Below are 16,353 nucleotides of genomic sequence, written 5' to 3'. Positions count from 1 at the left end.
CTTTTTCCTAATATTTACGTAAATAAATTTTATCGATCTGGTGATCATCTGATTTATGCAATATCAAGTCAGCACGCGTTTTAGTGGGTCGAATATAGTTTAAAAGGTTTGGATAATTAATATTTTGCCAAACATCTTTTGCCATTTGTAACGACTCTTTTTCAGGAAGTTGTGTAAATTGATAATAGTAACTATTAGGATCATTTCTGGCTAAACTGAGCAAAGTTTCAAAACGATCCAAGAACCACTTCTCAATATTTTTAACATCAGCATCTATATAAATAGAGAAGTCAAAAAAGTCACTCATGAAAATTCTAGTATTCTCTGTCAATTGTAAGGCATTAATACCTTCAACGATCAAAATATCTGGATTATTTATCTCTTCAAATTTGTTAGGGATAATATCATAAATGTTGTGAGAATAAAGTGGATAACGAATGGGACCGGTTTGTGTTTTGACATCACTCAAGAATTTTAAGAGCTTAGGCATGTCATATGTTTGTGGAAATCCCTTTTTATCCATTAAACCTTTTTCTTTCAACACTTTACTTGGATATAAAAAGCCGTCAGTCGTCATCTGAGCAACGGTGTATTGAGGATAGGCTCTTTCAAGCATGATCTTCAATAATCTTGCTGTGGTACTCTTACCGACCGCAACAGAACCAGATACACCTATAATGAAGGGAACTTTTTTATTTGGATGATCCAAAAAGTCATTCTTTAGCTTAGTTAATTTACGATAATTCTTCAAATATATATGAAGCAAGTGGCGAACTGGAGCATAAACTGACCTAACGTCTTCAATTGAGATCTCATCATCTAAAGACTTGATCTTGCGTAATTCACTGTTAGTGATAGCCTGTTTATTATATTCACCATGGAAGTGCTTCCATTCTTCACGGGAGAATTCGTTATAGTTCGATAACTCTTTCATAATTTATGAACCTACTTATCCTAATAGTTAATTAACTTTTACCATTTTTCTGGTATTCTAGTATAGTATAGAACATTTTTTAGAAGGAACACATATGAAAAAAATAGTATTATTTGGAGATTCGATTTTTGCTGGTTACTCAGACGGAAAAATCACTGATGCTCTTACCGACCGCATTAGTAGACACTTTCCCGATGACAAAGTAATTAATTTATCGATTCCAGGTTATAAGACTAGTAATGCTGTTTCAAATATCGAACAAAATATTTTGAATTTGCAACCGGATTTATTGATACTCGGATTTGGCGCCAATGACATTTCAACGATCGATGAGATCAAACCTGGTAAGTTTGCTTCAAATCTATCAATGATCATTGATGCTGTCGGAAAAGATAAAATCGTTTTACTTTCACCACCCTATACGGATTGGCATAAAGTACCTAGTCGTCCTTGGACAAGACAATTACAATTTGACCTTGTTACTGAACATCTTGGTAAAGAATTTGACTTATCATATATTGATCTACTACATGAAATGTCTAATTCTAACTCCGTTCAGAAACTTTTACAGACTGATGGTTTGCACTTCACCAGCAAAGGTTACAATCTCTTAGAAGAATTATTAGTACCAAAAATCAAACTGACACTAGCTAAACAGTCTGAGCTAGTATCAAATTAAGGAGCACTGTATGAATTTAAATATTCCTCAAAAATATTTTATTTTATCGTGCAATGAAAAAGGCAGCATCCGTATTTTTAAAAACACTAGAAGACGTGCTTATTTGGCTGCGAGTTCCTTTTTTGACTTGGCTTTAAATGACATAATCGATCTAACTGATAACAGTGTCATAATCAATAAAGTTCTGCCTGATGATAAAGCATATTTGAATGAATTTTTCCAAATAATCAATCGTAACCAAGGTAAAAGTGTGACTCATGTACTTAGAGCTATGGCTACTAAAGAAAAAATCACTAAACAAATTTACAACGAAATCGGTGACTCACTAGTTACTAAAGTTGATGTAACAAAGGCTACAACTGGTCTAGTTTTCAAAACTAACAACTATATTCCTGATATTCGTGTTAAACAAGAACTCGTTTCTGAAGTTAGAAAAGAGATCCTGACAGCTGACAAAATTTCTCCGGAAACTTTTGCCTTGTTAGTCGTGCTTTATGGGAATCATGACCTAAAGACTTATTTCTCAGCCTTTGAACAAAAACAAATCAAGACTAAACTTGAAAAATCTAAAGACGATCCAACTTATGAAAAATTATTAGAATTATCAAAAAGATTAAGTAGAGTTATTTTGACTTTATTGAGTTAATCTATATTTTTCAGAAAAACTTAAATAATTTTCAATCCTCTTTTGGTGGTATTATCTAGCTGGAAGCACTAACTATGGAGGATTGAATTGAACAAAATAATTCTATCAACAATTGCCACAGTTTTTTTAATTGCTTTTATCCCTATGGCATCATTACTATCCTCAGACTTCGCTATTAGGAATCGGGTCCTAAATGAAACATCTTCTGTTTTGAAACAAACCAATTCTGAAAAGTATGGCTATGATAATAAAAGCAAACAGTTTTTGAAATCACACCCTTATTTGTCATTAAAGAGAATCACTTATGATCAAGGTGTTGATGATCAAGGAGAGTATTTCATTGGTCAAACTAAAGACAATAAACTGATAAGAATCTATATTAAATTCACCTCGCCAAATAATCGTATGGACGATTACAATCCCGTATTGAGAATAAACAAGATCAAAGTAATACAAAACGCATCTGTCGTCTGACAGATGCGTTTTTTTATTTCGTATAGTATTCTTCTGGAACTCGTTGTAATAACTCTGACAAGTTACCAATAGCAGTGATCGTCAACTTATGCATAGCACGTGAAGCAATTGTATAAACTAATTGTTGTTCATCTTCATCAAATTTCTTTTCAGAAGCATCCCACATAATAACAGCATCAAATTCCAATCCTTTGGCTAAATAAGATGGCAAGACAATTGTTCCTGTAGCTAGGCGCTGATTCTCAGAACGGATCCAAGTAGCTTCTATTCCTTTTTCTTGTAACATCTTCTGAACATGCTCTGATTCTTCCAAACTCTTAGTGATTATAGCCGTTGTAAACTTACGTTGATCATTTTCTTGAAGTTGTTCGACAACATTTTCTAAAGCTTCTTTTTCGTTTGATGAAATCATCACATTAGGAAGATCACCATCACGATTAAATGGCTCGATTTTTTGTCCATTAGTCAAAATAGCTTTTGTATAATCCGTAATTTGTTTAGTAGAACGATATGAATGTGTCAATTGGACTACTCTAGTATCTTCAGGATTAAACAGACCTTGAACTTCTGACAATAAAGTCTGACTATTCTTCTTGGTGAAAATAGACTGATTCAAATCTCCCAACATAGTGTAACGCGCTCTAGGGAATTTATATTTTAGATAAGATAGTTGGAATGGTGTGTAATCTTGAATTTCATCAATAAAGACAAATTTCATATCAAGTTCGCCATGTTTACCTGTAACTAGATCATATAAATATAAATATGGACTTAGATTATCCATTGAAATTTGTTTACTATTAAACATCACAATAAAGTCATTTATATAAGTTTCCCATTGCTCATTAGTAATATCATATTTCGATAAGTCAGTGATCTTAGGAACAGCTCTTAAAAAGTTCAAATAGTTCGTTGAAACACTTAAGAATCTCAAGTGAGCAATTTGACTATAGACCTTTTGCATAGCCGCCATAACGATCTTACGAGCTAAGAATCTATGTTCTTCGTCACCATTTTTAAACTCTTGATCAGCCGTGTTATAAAGCATTTTCAATTGTTCTTGACTCAAGTCTTCAATTTGTTCTTCGACCCATTTAGAACGCATTTCAGCTCCGACTTTACGGCGCAACATCTTTTGCAGACGCTCTACAGTCGCATCTAGTCGATTACCTAAATTGTATTGTGGACCAAAACTATAATAAATTTCGGCAATTTTTTCTTTTGGAATAAAGACATTACCTTTAAAGTTGATGTTCTTAAAACTAACACCACTTTCATTCAGTAATTTACTATAATTAGTTAAAATCTTGAAAAACTCAATATCAGATACAAATTTAGAAATGTTCTTGTTGACCGGATTATCTTGTTTTTCAAATCTCTGTGAGAGACTCTCCATAGAAATATTAGGCAAACGACGTGATAAATATTGTCCATATGTCATTTGAACCATATTTTGCTCACCCATTTCAGGCAAAACGTTTTGGATATAGTCATTAAATAACATATTTGGTGAGAACATAACTACTTGGCTGGAAGTTAAAGTTCCACGATATCTGTACAACAAGAAGGCGATTCTTTGTAAAATAGCTGAAGTTTTACCAGAGCCTGCAGCCCCTTGAACAAATAAGAGACGTGACTTAGTATCACGAATGATTTTATTTTGTTCAGATTGAATGGTCTTAACGATCCCCTTCATATGAGTTGAAGATTTACCGTCCAAAACTTCCAAAAGCATCTGATCGCCAATTGTTTCTTGAGTATCAAAATAAGCTTGGATCTTACCATTTTCAACTAAGAATTGACGTTTCAAAAATAGCTCAACATGTTGAAGACCATCTGGTGTTTGATATTCAACATCACCAAGTTTTCCATCATAGTAAATAGAAGAAATCGGTGCACGCCAGTCATAAACCAAGAAGTGATCATCTTTATCAGTAAATGAAGTCAAACCAATATAGATTTTTTCTTTCTTAGGTTCACCTTTTTCTTGAAAATCTAATCTAGCAAAGAAAGGTGTCTTTTCAAGTCGCTTTAAAACGCCTAAACGTTGTTGAGATTGATGCCAACTATTATTACGTTCATCCAGCATCTGCTGTTGTGCATGAATGGACAAAGCCGCATCCATTGAAATTGCGTCACCATCCATACCAACGTGAATGTCATCAAAAGCATTATTAATAACTTTTAGATCTTCTTCAGCCACGTTAATATGTTCTTCTAACTTCTTTTCAGAAGTTTTTATTTTTTCAACCACATCGTCTAAATGTGCTTGTTCTATTTGTTTTTCATCTAATTGCTTAATTTCAGATTTTTCTGTCATATTAACCTCGAAATTTTTAGTTATATAATATTACCATTTTTATAAAGAGAATTCAAAAATAGAGACTTGCTAATCCGTTGATATAACAATAATTTAGCCTAAAAATCCACTTCAGATTTTATTAACTTTTTTGGTAATTTTTCACTAAAAATCTGTTACAATTTAGCCATCAAATTAATACGGAGATGAGTCGTATGCAATCACAAATCTATCCATATTTTTCTTTTAAAAATGCTAAAGAAGCTATTGAATATTACCAAGAAGTCTTCGGAGCGACCGATGTATATCGTCTAAGCCCTAAGGCTGAACAGGCAAAACAATTCGGTCTTCCTGAAAACGCTGATTTAGATAGTATGACTATGCACGCTGGATTTACTATCCTAGGAATGAAAGTTGAATGCGCCGATGCATTTACTGGAGATTCTGAACCTTCTGGTCAGATTTCTCTTTTACTTGATATTAATAGTGAAGATGCTGAAAGTGCAAAAGCTGCCGATGATTTCTATGAGAAATTAAAGAATTCTGGTGAAGTAAAAATCACTATGCCTTTTGAAGAACAATTTTGGGGCGGAAAAATGGGTAGTTTTACTGATAAATATGGCATTAACTGGATGCTACATACATCCCCTTGGTCAAAAAGTGTAGATCACAATTAGAGAGTGCAAAAAAGCGGTTTGCCACCGGAACATAGCCTAGGACCACGAATGATTGGCACCATCAATCATTCGTGGTTCGTAGCTATGCGGAGGTTGCAGCCTTTTTTTTGCATGTTTAGTCTATAAAGAATAGGAGCTGTGACATAAGCCACAATTCCTATTTTTTAAAATTTTACTGGACAAAGTCCAATAAATGATTATAATGGACATTGTCCAGTAAAGGAGATTAACAATGCTTTCCCAAAAAGAAATTAACGAAATACGTGCTTTCAACCGAAAGTACACTGATCAACTAGGTTTATTGAATAAACAAGTTTTTAATACCGGCTTTAGTTTTCAAGAATCCAGAGTTTTATTAGAAATTGGTAGTCATACAGAGCTCTCCCCTATGGAAGTCGCTAAAAATTTAGATATGGATGCCAGTTATACTAGTCGAATCATCAAAAAACTAGTGAAATTAAAATTGGTTACCAAACATGAATCAAAGAAAGACGCTAGATCTAAGATTTTAATACTTACAAAATCTGGGCAAGAACTATTCAACAAAATCGATGATGACTCTAACAAACAGATAAAACAACTTGTAACCAACATATCCCCCCAAAAACAAGAGGAATTATACAAATCGCTCACCACTGCCTACGATATTTTATTTAATAATGAAAGTGAGAACTAATCATGTGGGAAATTAAAGAATTTAAAGAATTATCAACTAAAGAATTATTTGATATTTATAAATTACGCCAAAAAGTTTTTGTCCTTGAACAAACTAGACTATATAAAGAAGTCGATGACATTGACCTTGAGGCATTTCACATTTTCAAATATATAGATGATGAATTAGTAGCTTATGCTAGAGTCTTCAAAGAAGGTGACCACATTAGTTTTGGTCGTGTGGTTACTGAACACTCACAACGAGGAACTGGTTTAGGAAAGTCTCTGATGCATGAAGTACTTGGTTTTATCAAGCGTAACTTCCCTGGTTCCAGAATTGAAATCGAAGCTCAAACTTATGTACAAAAATTCTACGAAAAATTTAAATTTGAACGTATTGGTGAGGAATTTTTGTTTAACACTACGCCTCATGTAAAGATGGTTTTACAGATGTAAAAAATAAGGCAATCCTTAGAGGATTGTCTTATTTTTATATCTTTACTGTTTTCATAGACAAAATTCTATTCAACAATTCTGTCTTATTTTTTTTAATACTGGAATTCAACAAAAGAAAATCTATCAAGTAACTCATAAATAACTTTAAGGCTTCTTCTGAATTGCTATAATAATCATTCAATACTTGATTGCACATCCCTATATGAAGAGCATAAATACCATCAATAAAATATCTGGCTTGTTCCTCACTAAGATAGCCCGCATCAATTTCAGGCTCTAGCAAAACTCTGTCTCTTCTTTTCATATCCCTATTGTATACAAGATCATATACATCATGATCTTTGGAAAACTCTTCACTAGGAAAATAGTCGAAATATTTATCAATATAACTCAAAATATCATCAGAATTACTGGATTCAAAAACTTCTATATAAACTTGAGGATTACCAAAAGAATATTTAGCATACTCCCTCCAGATTAGAAGAAACCTGTCTACCAAATCTAAATCCATACCGTACAAAGATCTTATAGCATAAAAGTAAGGTTTTACATTATCCAGTAGAGACAATGCCTTTAACTGATCTAAATTTTCAAAGTAGTTGTACAATGTAGCACTATTATAACCGGCCTTATCAGAAATTTTGCGAATCGTTAATTGATCGATTCCCTCTTCTTTAATTAAATCCTGACATGCGGTAATAAAATAACCGTACATTCTCTGACGCTGAATTTCTTTATTATTCATAGTTAAATACCTTTCTATTTAGAATATACTACCATATCTCAATGAATTGAAATCGTTTCCACACATCCTATTGATTATATTTAATCACGTTGATATAATCTAATCAAGCGATTATATTTTATTCACTAATTAAAGTAAACTCTGCAAATTAATATTTCTAAGGAGAATAAATATGTTACGTATTTCAGAAGATCAAGTAAAAGAAACACTATCAATGAAAAAGGCTATTTCAACAATCGAAGATGCCTATCGAGACAATATAGCAGGTACATTTTATTCGGGTGATCGTATTTTTATGCCTATAAATGGTAAAGAGAATGTAGGTCAGTGGTTGGTAGCAAATACAGAAACTCAACCACACTTTGGTTCTAAATTTTCAGCCGTTTTTCCAGGTAATCGTTCTAAAGGATTACCAAGTGTAATTTCCACAATTAGTTTATACTCTCGTGAAACCGGGGTTCTGGAAGCCCTAATCGATGCCAATTATTTAACTGCCATTAAAACTGGTGCTAACGCTGGTGTGGCAACAAAACTATATGCAAGAGAAGATGCACATACATTGGGAATAATTGGAACTGGACTTCAAGCTTACTCACAAGTTCTGGCTATTCAAGAGGTTCGCAAGATTAAAAAACTTATCGTAAGTGATATTGATAAAAAACGCGTTAAAGAATTCATTAGTATGATAGAAAAGGTAAAAAATAGTGACTACGAAATAGTTGCAGCTGAATCCAATGACGAACTAGTTCAAAATTCAGACATAATTTGTACTTGTACAACATCCCATAAACCAGTATTTGACGGAAAAAAATTAAAACCAGGAACACATATAAACGCAATTGGTTCATTTACATCATTTATGCAAGAAATAGATTCTACGACTGTAAAAAGAGCAAGTAAAATTGTAACCGAACATATGTCAGGCCTATGGGATGCCGCAGGTGATATACTAATTCCACTTAAAAATGGCGAAATATCTAAAAGCGACGTAACGGGTACTATCGGAGAAGCTTTAGTTGGAAATATTAAGAAACGAGAAAGTAACGATGAAATCACTTTAAATGAAAGTGTAGGTTCAGGAGTCCTAGATATTGCTTTAGCAATTATGATTTATGAAAAGGAAAAACAATAAAATACTTAAAGACCCCATGTGTTAATAGACCAACACATGGGGCCTTTATTATGCCCAAATATAGATTTCTACACTCTAAAAAAAATATAGCGAACACTCTCGACTAGAGTGCTCGCCTTATTTATCTTAATAACTAAAAGCTGACCATATTTTATAACACTACCAATTTATCATTGAATATTTCTATTCTTTGATCTTGGCAAAATAATTGAAATAATAAATCCTAATCCTGCACCAACGAAAACACTCAATTGATTAATAATTTCAAAACCGTGGATATAACCCAACATCGTAATAATGATAGCTACTATTGTGGCTATATAGGCGCTCTTATTAATTCCACCGTAACGATTATATTTCTTAGGATTTACTTTATCTAGATATAAACTGTCTAAATCTAACTTTCTTTTATCTATTACAAAATAATAAGCTAACATAACCCCGACAACTGGTCCTAACATTACACCTATCATGTTCATGAATGCCATAACGCCACCATTACCAGTCATTGTTTTCCACGGAATCAGTATAAATGCAACAACTGCAGAAGTTATCATACCCGTTTTATAAGAGAAACGTTTAGGGAACAACGCTATTAGCTGATAGGTAGCTGACAATCCATTACTCAAAACGTTGGCAGATACCGTTGCCATTAGCAAAACAATAATTCCACCAATAATAGCGAACGGTTGGTTCCAATGTCTCATAATAGATAAAATACCAAACTGTTGAAAATCAGCCCAATCTGTAACACCATATCGTAAAGCGCCACCAGCTAAAATAATAACACTGGAGAATGCAAAAATGAGATAACCCACTCCAAATCCAAGAGTCATTCCTGCAGATTGATCCTTGTTAGATTTTGCATTTTTCGTATAATCGGCGACATTCACAGCTGGTGATGACCAAAATCCTAATAGAGAGTTAAAAATCATAAAGTATACCAAAATCGTAGGGTAATTGTATGACAAACTCTTTGGAGGCGTGAAAGCCAAAATATTACTAAATCCTCCAGCTGCATTTAAGGCCCAAATTGCTGCACCAATAAAGAAGATATAAATTAAAGGGTTCAAAATGACATTAAACTTATTTATTAATTTACTACCACCTAATCCAATCAATAAGGTAAACAGCCAATACAATATAAAACTTATTAGATTAGGTAAATCAATACCAATAAAACTAAAATTGCCTCCTAATGTTTCAAATGAAGGCCAAATAACGGCAATTAATATATATAATGCTCGAGACCCAGTATATATTTGTAAACTAAACCAAGCTAAACCAGAAAAAATACCACGTAATATTCCTGGTAATTTAGCACCTCGATCACCATAAACGGATTTTAAATGCATGGATCCCGGGATACCATATTTTGATCCAGCTCGTCCATTTAAGGTATTCATAAAAGCAGAAAAAATGAAGCTCAAAAAAATGGCTAAAATTATATGCTTCATAGGGGCTCCCAAAAGCAAGAATCCAGCAACCGTGGCATACGTTGCTATATTATGAATTCCACCCATCCATAAAGTAAAATAGTTTCCAAATCCCATAGTTCTTTTATCTTCACGTAGAGGGAGCATTTCTTCATTAGATTGTGCATTCGCATATTCTTTATATTTTTCGTCGGAAATATGGTATACATCACTCTGTTTAGACATCTTTGACATAAATATTCTCCTTAATCATATTAAGCAAACTCTGCAAAGTTACTTTATAATCATATGATTATTTTTTATGACAAGCGATTAGATATAGATTAACACAAAAAGATACTTTGTTATACATAAAATGAAAGCGGATTTATATTTAATTAATTATATTAACCACGGATCTCTTCATCACTTAACTTAGGAGAATTTTAAGTTTATAAAAAAATAAAGCATTATTCGCATATTTACGAATAATGCCTTATTACTCAACCATTGCCAATCCATCAGCGTCCAATATCTTAATTTCAGTATTGGATTTTTTCTCGATCAGGCCTTGGTTATCTAACGATTTTAACTTACGACTGATGGTCTCTGGAGTAGTTCCAAGATATGTCGCGATATCTTTTTTCTTCAAAGGTAACTCGAATTGATCTTGTTTCAAACCAGCTCCTGTTTCAAGAAGATAGTTAGCGAGTCTGCCTTCAACGCTTGAAACGGCTGACTCGGTTGTTTGCTGTTCCATTTTTACTAAACGTTTACCAAAAGCATTCATCATATTCAGTGCTAAATCTGGTGAGGATTTCATCATATTCTGGAAATCAGAACGATGTATCTGGCAAACATTAGTATCCATTAGAGCTTGAGCAAAGCTTGTTCTATCTTTAGAAGTAAACAAGGCTGCTTCTCCATCAAAATCACCAGTTTGCAGGACTCTTAACATCTGTTCACGTCCATTAGCGGCAATTTGAAATACTTTTGCCTGACCGTGAGCGACAATAGTTAAAGTATCTGCTGGGTCACCGGCTGAAAAGATATACTCTCCAGCTTTAAAGTGGCGATCTGATACTAATGTAGAAATTTTTGCCAAATCATCTTCTGGTAGTGATTGAAAAATCGTTACTAGATCCAAACAGTCATCTGTTTCTTCATGCTCGTGATGTCCGTGAACTTCTGTCATTTGTCTCTCCTACTTTCTGTTGGTTTTTTATTTAGTGCTTCTTAAACGAGCTACACGAGACAACTTCCTGCGCTTACTACGAATAACGAGTATGGCATAAGACGCCATACTCGTTATTCTAGGTAATGCTCAGAAGCTGAACGTCTCGTTACGCTCTCTAATCGTCGTCATCCTCATCTTCAAATCCTTCTTTAGCACTATTACCAAGTAAGGCTTGATAGATGCGGATTTGGTGGTTATTCCAGCCTAGTAGTTCTACTAGAACTTGGGCCATGTATGGACGATCTTCTTTTTCTGCTAGTTTGATGGCACGTGTTACAAACATATTATCAGTTGCGAAGTCATTTACAACTGTTTGGATCATTGCTTCTGCATCCAAGTATTTATTTGCACCATTTTCTTCGATCATTGTGTAATCTGAATATTCTTTCATTGTTGATGGTGGTAATTCACTCTCATCTAATAATTGATCGGCTACTTTGTCAAACCAAGCATTATTTTCGTCGATGGTGTCGTTTAATACTGACTTATAATTTTCAGCATTTGGTCCCTTAATAAACCATTTTAGTTGATGCAACTTGATATTGATATATTCGTGATTTGAAACGATATGTCCTGTCATAGCACCGGCTGTTGGTTTGTGGTGATCTGCATCAGCTTGTTTTTGTTCTGCTGCAAATTTTTCGTAAATTGTTAGCTCTGTCATTATGCAACTTCCTTTGTCTTGATTTTCTTAACTTCGTAACCTAATTCAGTAATAACTTTACCTAGATCTTCACCAGTTACTTTTGCTTCATCAATGTTGGCCTTTACTTTACCTGCATTGAACATAACTTTTACATCTGAAACTCCGTCTTGATTTTGAACTGCTTTTTGAATTTTTGTCATACATGATGGGCATGTTAATTCGCCTAATTGTAATACTACTTTTGCCATATTCAAGTTCCTCCTAAATATCTTTATCTATCTTACAAATTCTATATTAGTCTGTTTTATGCAGTCTCGACTTGATTTACATCAAGTTTTGGAGATTTATTTAAAGTTTTGATTCTTAGTAATCTCATGGCATTAAAGATAACAATCAAAATACTGAATTCATGAACAAACATCCCACTTGCCATATGGATAACTCCAACTAATAAGCCTAAAAGTAAGAGTGCAACAGTACCTACAGCGATAATGATATTTTCTTGTGTATTAGCAACTGTCTTTTTAGCCAAGACATAAGCATGTGCTAACGCATCAAAGCTTGATTTAACTAAAACAACATCAGCTGTTTCAATAGCTACATCTGTTCCTGTACCCATACCAATTCCGATATCGGCTGTAGCAAGCGATGGTGAATCATTGATACCATCACCAACAAAGGCTACGTGATGTCCTTGTTCTGTAAATTTCTTAACAAAATCAACTTTTTGTTCTGGTAGTAATTCAGCGTGAACTTCGTCAACAGGTAATCTGTCGGCAACGTGTTGAGCGGCGACTTTATTATCACCAGTTAGCATAACGACACGTTTGATACCGGCTTTCTTTAAAGCTGTTAATCCTTCAAAAGCATCTGGTCTTAATTGATCATTAACACCAACAACTAATTTCAATTCTTTATTTATAGCCATAAGAACAATTGAGTCACCTTGGTTAACACGATCATTCATGGCTTGTTTAGCATCATCAGAGATTTTGACATTATTAGCTTTCATCAAGCGTTCATTACCAACTAAAATGTCGCCGTCATTACTTTGTAATCCTTGACCTTTAACAGTATCAAGTTCTGGGAGATCTTTTGTTGCTGAAACATTTTCTGATTCGATATATTTAACGATGGCACGACCCAATGGGTGATCTGATGTTCCTTCAACGGCTGAAAGTAATGCCATGTCAGATTCTTTATCATTTCCAAAATGAGATAACTTTGTAACGCTCATTTGACCAGTTGTTAAAGTACCAGTCTTATCAAGTACTAATGTATCAACTTTTGAGAAGGTATTTACGGCGTTTCCACCTTTCATCAAAATACCATTTTTAGCACCGTTACCAATTCCGGCAACGTTTGAAACTGGGGCACCAATTACTAATGCACCTGGGCATCCTAGAACTAAAACAGTGATAGCTAATGGGAAATCTCTTGTAAAGATCCAAACTAAGATACCAATTATTAAAACTGCGGGTGTGTAGTATGTAGCAAATTTATCAATAAATCTAGCTGCTGGAGATGCACTATCTTGTGCTTCTTCAACAAGTTCAATGATTTTACCAAAGGTAGTATCTTCACCAACTGAAGTTGTTTCTATCGTTATAGTACCGTTATCTGTTAGTGAACCGGCAAATACTTTATCACCGATAGTCTTCTCGACTGGTGTTGATTCACCAGTAATGGAAGCCTCATTCATATATCCTTTACCTTCAATAATTTTTCCATCAACTGGAATTTGACCACCTGGTTTAACAATAACGTGATCACCTTCGTCAACGTCATCAACGTCAACAGTTTCTATATTTCCATCTTCATCAACAACTTCTGCAGTTGTTGGAGCCATTTTTGTTAAATTCTTAACTGAGGAACGGGTCTTTTGTAAAGTTCTTTGTTCCAAATAACTTCCGAATAAGAATAAGAATGTAACAACAGCTGATTCTTCATATTCACCGATAACAAAAGCTCCTACAACGGCGATAGTTACAAGTAGTTCAATACTAATTACTTTATTCATTAAGGCTGTCCATGCATGCAAGAATACTGGAATGGCACCAATAATACTTGCTATGATCATGGCCGGTGTTGCGACCATCGGTAATTTTAACAAGTAATCTGAGATTAAACTGATTACAATTAAGATTGCGATTGCCGCAGTCATTTGATTTTGATGTTTCTGAACCCATATATTGAATTTCATATTTTCTTTCCTCCTAAGCACAAATACATTGTATTAGGTTTTAACAAGGTTCAACTTGATTACGGTCAAGTTTTGGAATTAAGTTGAAAATTTATATTTCACTAGTTAGTTAATATAGGTAGAAAAAAAGTGCGGCTTGCTAATAACAAGTTGCACTCTTCTAGTTAATCAGTATCAAACATTAATTTTAAATAAGTTAATACCCTATCTAAATCATTTTCTTTCAATGATTCCACATACTTGAACTCTCTTTTAGAAAGGTCTAAGGGTCTAACTTGATCGATTAGGACTTTACCATCTATTGATAGATATCTTGGAAGGTCTATATATAGAGGGAATTTTCTATTTGTATGACTAATGGGACAACATAGCCAAATATGTGAATTATCCTGAACCAAATGGTTACTAACTATTATTGCTGGACGATATCCTGCTTGCTCATGACCATGGGTTGGATCGAGACTAACTTTGATTATGTCTCCTTGTTTTAAACTACCAGTATTCATTACCTTTATTTTCTCCCCAATTAAATTCACCTTCATTGAATGGTTCTTGATTATAATCTTTAAAAAGTTCTTTAAGAGTTGACGGAGTATCACGCTTTTTTATAATAAGTTCCCCTTTTTCAACGATTAAATCTACCTCATCATTCTGCTTAATATTTATATTATCTAAAATTTCTTGTGGTATACGGACACCATTAGAATTACCCCATTTTGAAATTTTTGTTCTATAGCTAATGGGTATTTTTTTCATTTCCATGATTTAGCTCCTAAGCTATCAATTTTATGTATATACAAGTATATACTCAAAACCATAATCAATACAATTAATTGATTTACATATTAAATTACGCTCTTTCATTAAAAACGAGACCTTTTCAGATAACATCAAAATACTAATTATGACTTTTAATCATAAAATTTAAATGTTTTCAAATTTTTATATTTAATTGTAATTTTGCAATTAGACTATTTTTCTTTATTACCAAGGAACAAGCAACATATTGGTAATTCTTGTTTTAACAAAGTATTATCCTAAATGAATTATTGATTAAAGACATTAAAAATATATTATAAAAAATTTGATATGAAAACTGGACTAGCGATATACTGTTATTCATATACTTGCAGGAAGGTGAACTTATATGAAACAAGGAACTACTATTATCACTTTAGATAATGGCTACCACTTATGGACAAATACCCAAGGCCACGGGGATATTAAATTACTCTGCTTACACGGTGGACCTGGTGGTACTCACGAATATTGGGAAAACTTTGGTGAAAAACTAGCTGATCTTGGTGTCCAAGTTACTATGTATGACCAATTAGGTTCATGGTACTCAGACCAACCCGATTATAGTGACCCCGAAATTGCTAAAAAATACTTAACTTATGATTATTTCTTAGAAGAAGTTGAAGAAGTTAGACAAAAACTTGGTTTAGACAACTTCTATCTTATTGGACAATCATGGGGTGGAGCTTTAGTTCAAATGTACGCTGCTAAATACGGTCAACATTTGAAAGGAGCTATCATTTCAAGTATGGTTGATGAAATTGGCGACTACGTTAAACATATCAATCAATGCCGTATGGATGCATTAGGTCCTGAAAAGGTTAAGTATATGGAGAAAAAAGAGGCTGAAAACGACCTTGGTGATGCCACTTATCAAAGTTATGTCGATATTCTAAACGCTGAATATGTTGACCGCAAACAACCTGTAGCTATTTCTCACTTAATTAGTACTATGTCTACTGGTGTATATAATGTATTCCAAGGTGACAATGAATTTGTTATTACTGGTAAATTAAAGGATTGGCATTTTAGAGAACATCTTAAGGAAATTACTGTACCAACACTTTTGACTTTTGGTGAACACGAAACAATGCCTATTGAAACTGCTAAAATCATGCAAAAGGAAATTCCACATGCAAGACTTGTAACAACTCCAAATGGTGGACATCACCATATGATCGATAATGCTCCAGTTTACTTCGATCATTTGGAACAATTTATCAAAGATGTTGAATCAAATAATTTTAATGACTAAAACTGCAACAAAGCAGGTTTAGCTTTAAATCATAAAAAAAGTAGACAATCGGTACTGAGTATATAATTTGATACAGATAAATAAGAGCACTTCTGGGAAAATA

18 protein-coding genes are annotated in these 16,353 nt (G+C 33.5%); 8 read left to right on the top strand and 10 right to left on the bottom strand.

Annotation, left to right across the window (positions count from 1 at the left end):
* Positions 1 to 7 precede the first annotated feature (7 nt).
* A complete protein-coding gene (gene coaA / locus FC72_RS08610) occupies positions 8 to 934 on the bottom strand; it encodes a type I pantothenate kinase (protein ID WP_057766808.1) in 927 nt (308 codons plus the stop codon).
* A 94-nt stretch (positions 935 to 1,028) separates the two neighbouring features.
* Here coaA and FC72_RS08605 point away from each other — a divergent pair, with 94 nt between their 5' ends.
* From FC72_RS08605 to FC72_RS08595, 3 genes are all read left to right on the top strand, one after another.
* Complete coding sequence (locus FC72_RS08605; protein ID WP_057766806.1) at positions 1,029 to 1,613, top strand: SGNH/GDSL hydrolase family protein; 585 nt, start codon at positions 1,029 to 1,031, stop codon at positions 1,611 to 1,613.
* A 10-nt stretch (positions 1,614 to 1,623) separates the two neighbouring features.
* Positions 1,624 to 2,259 carry a GPP34 family phosphoprotein gene (locus FC72_RS08600; protein WP_057766804.1) on the top strand — a complete coding sequence of 212 codons (636 nt, stop codon included), beginning with the start codon at positions 1,624 to 1,626 and terminating at the stop codon, positions 2,257 to 2,259.
* An 87-nt stretch (positions 2,260 to 2,346) separates the two neighbouring features.
* Positions 2,347 to 2,733, top strand: coding sequence for a hypothetical protein (locus tag FC72_RS08595; protein WP_057766802.1), 387 nt, complete (start codon positions 2,347 to 2,349; stop codon positions 2,731 to 2,733).
* A gap of 13 nt (positions 2,734 to 2,746) precedes the next feature.
* Here the strand turns inward: FC72_RS08595 and helD are convergent, their stop codons facing one another.
* On the bottom strand, positions 2,747 to 5,053 hold the full coding sequence (gene helD / locus FC72_RS08590; RefSeq protein WP_057766800.1) for an RNA polymerase recycling motor HelD: 2,307 nt from the start codon (positions 5,051 to 5,053) through the stop codon (positions 2,747 to 2,749).
* A gap of 194 nt (positions 5,054 to 5,247) precedes the next feature.
* Here helD and FC72_RS08585 point away from each other — a divergent pair, with 194 nt between their 5' ends.
* The 3 genes from FC72_RS08585 (at position 5,248) to FC72_RS08575 (ending at position 6,819) form a co-directional block, all read left to right on the top strand.
* A complete protein-coding gene (locus FC72_RS08585; protein WP_057766798.1) occupies positions 5,248 to 5,709 on the top strand; it encodes a VOC family protein in 462 nt (153 codons plus the stop codon).
* A gap of 232 nt (positions 5,710 to 5,941) precedes the next feature.
* On the top strand, positions 5,942 to 6,385 hold the full coding sequence (locus FC72_RS08580) for a MarR family winged helix-turn-helix transcriptional regulator (RefSeq protein ID WP_057766796.1): 444 nt from the start codon (positions 5,942 to 5,944) through the stop codon (positions 6,383 to 6,385).
* Positions 6,386 to 6,387: 2 nt separating this feature from the next.
* Positions 6,388 to 6,819 carry a GNAT family N-acetyltransferase gene (locus FC72_RS08575; RefSeq protein ID WP_057766794.1) on the top strand — a complete coding sequence of 144 codons (432 nt, stop codon included), beginning with the start codon at positions 6,388 to 6,390 and terminating at the stop codon, positions 6,817 to 6,819.
* Between the two features lie 34 nt (positions 6,820 to 6,853).
* Here FC72_RS08575 and FC72_RS08570 read toward each other — a convergent pair whose 3' ends face one another.
* Positions 6,854 to 7,564, bottom strand: coding sequence for a TetR/AcrR family transcriptional regulator (locus FC72_RS08570; protein ID WP_057766792.1), 711 nt, complete (start codon positions 7,562 to 7,564; stop codon positions 6,854 to 6,856).
* Between the two features lie 172 nt (positions 7,565 to 7,736).
* Here FC72_RS08570 and FC72_RS08565 point away from each other — a divergent pair, with 172 nt between their 5' ends.
* On the top strand, positions 7,737 to 8,696 hold the full coding sequence (locus FC72_RS08565) for an ornithine cyclodeaminase family protein (protein ID WP_057766790.1): 960 nt from the start codon (positions 7,737 to 7,739) through the stop codon (positions 8,694 to 8,696).
* A gap of 170 nt (positions 8,697 to 8,866) precedes the next feature.
* On the opposite strand, the gene FC72_RS08560 is transcribed toward FC72_RS08565, so the two are convergent.
* The 7 genes from FC72_RS08560 to FC72_RS08530 form a co-directional block, all read right to left on the bottom strand.
* A complete protein-coding gene (locus FC72_RS08560; RefSeq protein ID WP_057766788.1) occupies positions 8,867 to 10,366 on the bottom strand; it encodes a cytosine permease in 1,500 nt (499 codons plus the stop codon).
* Positions 10,367 to 10,610: 244 nt separating this feature from the next.
* Positions 10,611 to 11,306, bottom strand: a complete 696-nt coding sequence (locus tag FC72_RS08555; RefSeq protein ID WP_057766785.1) for a Crp/Fnr family transcriptional regulator — start codon at positions 11,304 to 11,306, stop codon at positions 10,611 to 10,613.
* Positions 11,307 to 11,463: 157 nt separating this feature from the next.
* Positions 11,464 to 12,012 carry a ferritin-like domain-containing protein gene (locus FC72_RS08550; protein ID WP_057766783.1) on the bottom strand — a complete coding sequence of 183 codons (549 nt, stop codon included), beginning with the start codon at positions 12,010 to 12,012 and terminating at the stop codon, positions 11,464 to 11,466.
* Entirely contained in the window at positions 12,012 to 12,242 is a 231-nt protein-coding gene (locus FC72_RS08545; protein WP_057766781.1) for a heavy-metal-associated domain-containing protein, read from the bottom strand. The genes FC72_RS08550 and FC72_RS08545 overlap by 1 nt, the downstream gene beginning before the upstream one ends.
* A gap of 56 nt (positions 12,243 to 12,298) precedes the next feature.
* The gene (locus FC72_RS08540) at positions 12,299 to 14,197 is read right to left on the bottom strand and encodes a heavy metal translocating P-type ATPase (protein WP_057766779.1); all 1,899 of its coding nucleotides are present in this window, start codon (positions 14,195 to 14,197) and stop codon (positions 12,299 to 12,301) included.
* 164 nt (positions 14,198 to 14,361) lie between these two features.
* On the bottom strand, positions 14,362 to 14,703 hold the full coding sequence (locus FC72_RS08535; RefSeq protein WP_057766776.1) for a type II toxin-antitoxin system PemK/MazF family toxin: 342 nt from the start codon (positions 14,701 to 14,703) through the stop codon (positions 14,362 to 14,364).
* The gene (locus FC72_RS08530; protein ID WP_057766775.1) at positions 14,690 to 14,959 is read right to left on the bottom strand and encodes an AbrB/MazE/SpoVT family DNA-binding domain-containing protein; all 270 of its coding nucleotides are present in this window, start codon (positions 14,957 to 14,959) and stop codon (positions 14,690 to 14,692) included. Before FC72_RS08530 ends, FC72_RS08535 begins: the two co-directional genes overlap by 14 nt.
* A gap of 385 nt (positions 14,960 to 15,344) precedes the next feature.
* On the opposite strand from FC72_RS08530, the gene FC72_RS08525 reads away from it, so the two are divergent.
* On the top strand, positions 15,345 to 16,250 hold the full coding sequence (locus tag FC72_RS08525) for a proline-specific peptidase family protein (RefSeq protein WP_057766773.1): 906 nt from the start codon (positions 15,345 to 15,347) through the stop codon (positions 16,248 to 16,250).
* The last annotated feature ends 103 nt before the right edge of the window (positions 16,251 to 16,353 follow it).

This window comes from Companilactobacillus tucceti DSM 20183, assembly GCF_001434665.1.
GTDB classification, from domain to species: Bacteria; Bacillota; Bacilli; order Lactobacillales; family Lactobacillaceae; genus Companilactobacillus; species Companilactobacillus tucceti.
The sequence above is the reverse complement of the archived record's forward strand: the minus strand, read 5'-3'. Positions and strand labels throughout refer to the sequence as shown.

Excerpts from the sequence above, each read along its gene's own strand:
- coaA (WP_057766808.1), bottom strand. The coding sequence starts at position 934 with ATGAAAGAGTTATCGAACTATAACGAATTCTCCCGTGAAGAATGGAAG.
- FC72_RS08605 (WP_057766806.1), top strand. The coding sequence starts at position 1,029 with ATGAAAAAAATAGTATTATTTGGAGATTCGATTTTTGCTGGTTACTCA.
- FC72_RS08600 (WP_057766804.1), top strand. The coding sequence starts at position 1,624 with ATGAATTTAAATATTCCTCAAAAATATTTTATTTTATCGTGCAATGAA.
- helD (WP_057766800.1), bottom strand. The coding sequence starts at position 5,053 with ATGACAGAAAAATCTGAAATTAAGCAATTAGATGAAAAACAAATAGAA.
- FC72_RS08585 (WP_057766798.1), top strand. The coding sequence starts at position 5,248 with ATGCAATCACAAATCTATCCATATTTTTCTTTTAAAAATGCTAAAGAA.
- FC72_RS08580 (WP_057766796.1), top strand. The coding sequence starts at position 5,942 with ATGCTTTCCCAAAAAGAAATTAACGAAATACGTGCTTTCAACCGAAAG.
- FC72_RS08575 (WP_057766794.1), top strand. The coding sequence starts at position 6,388 with ATGTGGGAAATTAAAGAATTTAAAGAATTATCAACTAAAGAATTATTT.
- FC72_RS08570 (WP_057766792.1), bottom strand. The coding sequence starts at position 7,564 with ATGAATAATAAAGAAATTCAGCGTCAGAGAATGTACGGTTATTTTATT.
- FC72_RS08565 (WP_057766790.1), top strand. The coding sequence starts at position 7,737 with ATGTTACGTATTTCAGAAGATCAAGTAAAAGAAACACTATCAATGAAA.
- FC72_RS08560 (WP_057766788.1), bottom strand. The coding sequence starts at position 10,366 with ATGTCAAAGATGTCTAAACAGAGTGATGTATACCATATTTCCGACGAA.
- FC72_RS08555 (WP_057766785.1), bottom strand. The coding sequence starts at position 11,306 with ATGACAGAAGTTCACGGACATCACGAGCATGAAGAAACAGATGACTGT.
- FC72_RS08550 (WP_057766783.1), bottom strand. The coding sequence starts at position 12,012 with ATGACAGAGCTAACAATTTACGAAAAATTTGCAGCAGAACAAAAACAA.
- FC72_RS08545 (WP_057766781.1), bottom strand. The coding sequence starts at position 12,242 with ATGGCAAAAGTAGTATTACAATTAGGCGAATTAACATGCCCATCATGT.
- FC72_RS08540 (WP_057766779.1), bottom strand. The coding sequence starts at position 14,197 with ATGAAATTCAATATATGGGTTCAGAAACATCAAAATCAAATGACTGCG.
- FC72_RS08535 (WP_057766776.1), bottom strand. The coding sequence starts at position 14,703 with ATGAATACTGGTAGTTTAAAACAAGGAGACATAATCAAAGTTAGTCTC.
- FC72_RS08530 (WP_057766775.1), bottom strand. The coding sequence starts at position 14,959 with ATGGAAATGAAAAAAATACCCATTAGCTATAGAACAAAAATTTCAAAA.
- FC72_RS08525 (WP_057766773.1), top strand. The coding sequence starts at position 15,345 with ATGAAACAAGGAACTACTATTATCACTTTAGATAATGGCTACCACTTA.